Source organism: Paenibacillus sp. 01T422 (assembly GCF_056398785.1).
Window position 1 is genome coordinate 1 of record NZ_JBFTQB010000574.1, and the last position, 4216, is coordinate 4216.

At 43.4% G+C, this 4216-nt stretch carries 6 protein-coding genes; 5 read left to right on the forward strand and 1 reads right to left on the reverse strand.

The features are described from left to right. Positions 1-124: 124 nt before the first annotated feature. Positions 125-334, reverse strand: coding sequence for a helix-turn-helix transcriptional regulator (locus AC1DUA_RS26210; protein ID WP_477502567.1), 210 nt, complete (start codon positions 332-334; stop codon positions 125-127). Positions 335-649: 315 nt separating this feature from the next. On the opposite strand from AC1DUA_RS26210, the gene AC1DUA_RS26215 reads away from it, so the two are divergent. From AC1DUA_RS26215 to AC1DUA_RS26235, 5 genes are all read left to right on the forward strand, one after another. After that, positions 650-1969: an FtsK/SpoIIIE domain-containing protein gene (locus tag AC1DUA_RS26215; RefSeq protein WP_477502572.1), complete on the forward strand. Its 1320-nt coding sequence runs from the start codon at positions 650-652 to the stop codon at positions 1967-1969. Further along, positions 1902-2513 (forward strand): replication-relaxation family protein, encoded by a 612-nt coding sequence (locus AC1DUA_RS26220; protein ID WP_477502568.1) that lies wholly within the window; start codon positions 1902-1904, stop codon positions 2511-2513. The genes AC1DUA_RS26215 and AC1DUA_RS26220 overlap by 68 nt, the downstream gene beginning before the upstream one ends. Positions 2514-2525: 12 nt before the next feature. Next, positions 2526-3056, forward strand: a complete 531-nt coding sequence (locus AC1DUA_RS26225; protein WP_477502569.1) for a hypothetical protein — start codon at positions 2526-2528, stop codon at positions 3054-3056. Between the two features lie 41 nt (positions 3057-3097). After that, the gene (locus AC1DUA_RS26230) at positions 3098-3502 is read left to right on the forward strand and encodes a hypothetical protein (RefSeq protein ID WP_477502570.1); all 405 of its coding nucleotides are present in this window, start codon (positions 3098-3100) and stop codon (positions 3500-3502) included. A 41-nt stretch (positions 3503-3543) separates the two neighbouring features. Continuing rightward, positions 3544-4216 (forward strand): type II secretion system F family protein (locus AC1DUA_RS26235; RefSeq protein WP_477502571.1); only part of this gene is annotated, 673 nt, incomplete at its 3' end.

The window sequence follows — 4216 nt, forward strand, 5'->3', positions numbered from 1 at the left end:
CGTGTAAACTGCATAAGGTGGTCTTGTAGTTTCCCAGCCAAAGAATGTGATCTTGCCAAACTTGTTGAAATATTCCTTAGTTTCCTGCAAAGAGGCGAACTTAGGGAGGTTGGATAAGTCTACGTTACTCTTCCTCATTTTTTAACACCCATATTTCCATGACGTTAAGATCTAATTCAATAGCAACACGATAAGACTGCTCTAGCTCAGGAAATGACTTGCCTGTGCACCAAGCACTCAATGTTCCTGGGTTAACTCCGATTCTTCCTGCGAACCAACCCTTTTTAATTCCGCGCTCAGCAAAGATCACATTTAATTTGCATTCTATTTGCATTAACGATCACCTCTAGACATCAATTCGTCAATACACAAATAGTTTCCTTTTTACTCAAAATAAATTTTGGGTGGACAAGCATAATGCGAGCTTGTTCGACAATACGCTTAAGTATGAACAACAGAACGTTCCGCAAGATATTCCATAATTGATTCCAGAAACATTTCCAAAATGGGGTGCCAGTTGGAGTACCACTGGGGAATTTTAAAAGGAACGTTCCGAAACGCATACTTTAGCCATTAAAAACACGTCCCGATGGTTCCGCAACGTTGGAACTATCCTATTGGATACTAAGGAAAAAGGGTGGCGCTCGATATGCTCTTGGAGATCGCATCTTCTGCAGTTATGGCTAGCATTTTCGGATGGACTTTTTTAGATAAACAAGGAGCGAATGAGGGTAGTAAAATACAACGGATCGCCAACAACTGTGGGCTCAATGTGAGGGAGGATGGCAAGCTGCTAACCATTCATCTTCTTCGAAAGAAACGTCACTCGTGGGGAGTGGAGTACGTTTATCGACTGCCGCTCGGACTTTCGTTTGAGGATGTCCAAAAAAAGCAACGGCATATTGAGGATGGCCTGAATCACAAACGCACCCTGATCGATCTATCCATAGAAGACTTCAAGAAATTAAGGCTTCGGGCAGATATTCTTGACCAGATTAAAAAGCTATTGTCAGGAGTGAAACACAAGAAAGAAATACTCCTTGAATACGATGGGACGCTACGGATCAGAGTTTACCGGGAACCGATGCCGGAGATGATTCCCTTTGATGAAAATACACTTCGCTCATGCAAAGGATGGACAGTTAGCTTGGGGGAAGCCAGAGAGGGTCCTGTGCACCACGATTTCGAGAAGATCCCACATATGGTTGCCGCCGGCACAACACGTTATGGTAAATCAGTGTTCTTAAAGAACGTTGTGACAACGCTAATTCATAATCATCCATCGCATGTCGTTTTGACTTTAATTGATTTAAAAGGTGGTCTTGCTTTTAACCGCTTTACCAGCGTCAAACAGGTTCAAACGGTAGCGAAGGACGTAGCAGAAACGCTAAATGCTCTTCGTTCCATTCACAAAGACATGGTTCAAAGGCAGGCTGAGTTCCTGAAGAAAGGATATGAGGATGTTCGAGAGGCTGGTTATAAACAACGGCAATTTATCATTATAGATGAAGCAGCTGAACTGACTAGCCAAGGCGAGCCGGATAAAGACGTAAAGAAATCGAAGGTTGAATGTGAAAAGATTATCTCTGAGATAGCTCGGATCGGAGGCGGTCTTGGGTACCGTTTGATCTTTGCAACACAATATCCAACTGCTGATACTTTGCCACGTCAGGTCAAACAGAATTGCGATGCAAGGTTGTGTTTCAGACTTCAGACTGACACTGCCAGCCAGGTAGTTCTTGATGAATCAGGGGCAGAGAAGCTCCCCCGCATTAAAGGTCGGGCCATATACCAAACTGATCGTAAATATATCGTTCAAACCCCATTTATCGAAAATGAGTTTATAGATAAGACGATAAAACCGCACATTGTAATTAAAGCGAGGAAGGAGCTGCTCACCAATGCTACAAGCTCAGGTAAAGAAAATGCTCCGGGAAGAAGCTATTCTCTTGTCATTGAAGAAACTTGATTATCTTAGTCGAAGTCAGCTGCAAAAAATGCATGATCTCTCCGGTGATCGCAATGCACGAAAGGTCTTAGATAACATGAAGCAGTTTATATCATGCTTTCGCGGAGAGAATCGTGAGAATATCTATTACCTTAATAAAACCGGACGTGAGCGAGTGGGATGCGAAGTTATACGTCAGAAAACAATTCAAGCTGGTCACTATCTAATGAGAGCTGATGCTTATTTGCACTACACCGCCAACGAAGATTGGAGAAACGAATTGAAGTTCTCCGTACCAGAAGTAGTCACCGTCATACCCGATGCGTACTTTCGTCACAATTCAAAAAGACATTTTCTCGAGATTGATCACCTGCAGCACATGAATAAGAATCGAGAAAAGGTTGATCGTTATAAAAAACTACAGACTACTGGCGTTCTGCAAAAGAAAATAGGATACTTTCCTCGCATGGTCTGGGTAACGTTGACAGTAAGCCGTAAGCAGCAACTTCTAGAATGGTGTAATGGACTCGATGTTATCATTCATCTTTGGGACGAAATAAAATAGGAGGCGATTTGTATGCAAATTACAATCGGAGCGAAATGTTGGGATGGTCAGCGGAATAAATCGTTGTCTAGAGAAGCTGTAAGAGTTGAAGGACTTCCGGTAGTTGTTGTTGAGAATGGCGTGACCTTTAAGGATAGATTCCGTGGGTTCAAAGATCCAAAGTTACTCGCTCTTCTTGGTTATGCGGTACCTGTAGCATTCTTGTTACATGGACTCCCTCCTTTCGGCCTTTCTACAGCATTAGCAGCCACAGCAGCAGTAAGTGCACCGGTGGATCCTGACGCTATTGCAGTGGTAGCTTCTGCGATTCCTGAATCAGTAAAAGGTCATGTTATGCGAGCGTTTGATCCGCTGATTCAGCTTATCGTATCACTTTCGTATCCCATTGCAGGAGTAATGATAGCTGGAGGATGCTTAATGATAATGGTCCAGCAACGTGAAAAGGGAATGTCGATGCTACAGAACGCAGCTATAGGATATATTCTTGTTCAGCTCTCTCCAATGATATTACAATTGCTCGTGGGTATCGGAGGCGGAGTTTAATAAAAAATAACCGAGCCTGTTTCGGTCTCGGTTATTTTTATATGCACTTTATAGTAAATACTAGTCTAAGTACGGGGCATGGCAACACTTCAGTTGATATGCTGAGCAGGCTTGAAACGATGGTGCTGAGTGGTGCATCACTACCGATTGAAGTTATTCGCAAGCAAATCGCTTCGGCGCTCGATGTGATGGTTCATATCAGCCGCATTCGCGATCGAACCCGGAAGGTGACTGAAATCCATGAAGTCATTGGAATTAAGGATGGCGAAGTTCAGCTGCATCCGCTGTTTCTATTCGAGGAAAGAGGGGACGCGACAGACGCTAAGGTAATCGGCGAGCTCACGTATACAGGCAATCCACTGCACAGCATGCACAAAATACGTATGGCAGGCAAAAGACTGCCAACTTGGTTTTCACACGGAAAGGATGAGTGTGAAGCTAAATGAAAATTATATTTCTTATTCTCCTAGTGGGGATATTTAGTTGGATGACTCTGTTATACCTGGAGCGACGCCGACTAAGCAGCAGTACCGCTGAGAAGAAAGCTAAAATTCCGGATACGCAACCCCCCAGTTCCATCCTCACATTAATTGATTATAATTTCTATCAGTTGACTCCTCGTGAAAAAATAAGCGCGATACTTATGCTCGCTTTACCCGCTTTTGTTGTAGGTTACATTTTCTACAAAAGTTTCGTTCTTGCTGCTGCTTTTTCAGCAGTAGGACTGATGTTTCCTCGCATTCGCAAACAGCAATTAATTCATTTACGTAAAAATAAACTGTTTGTTCAATTCAAACAAGCGCTAAGTTGCTTATCTTCCTCCATGGCGGTCGGCAAGTCCATTGAAAGTGCTTTTCAGGAGGCTTTAGAAGATCTAAAGCTGTTGTACCCTGATCCGGCCTGCTTAATTGTCGTTGAATTCAGCGTTATTTGCCGAAAGGTTGAGAACGGTGAGCCCATTGAAGCAGCGCTGAAGAATTTGGCGGATCGCAGTCATTTAGAGGATGTAATCAGTTTCACGGACGTATTTCTTACCTGTAAACGGACAGGCGGCAATTTGGTGGAGGTGATGAGGCGTACAGCAACTGTCATCGGAGAAAAACTTGAAATCACACAGGATATAAGTGTCATGATTGCGCAGAAACGATTTGAGTCAAGAG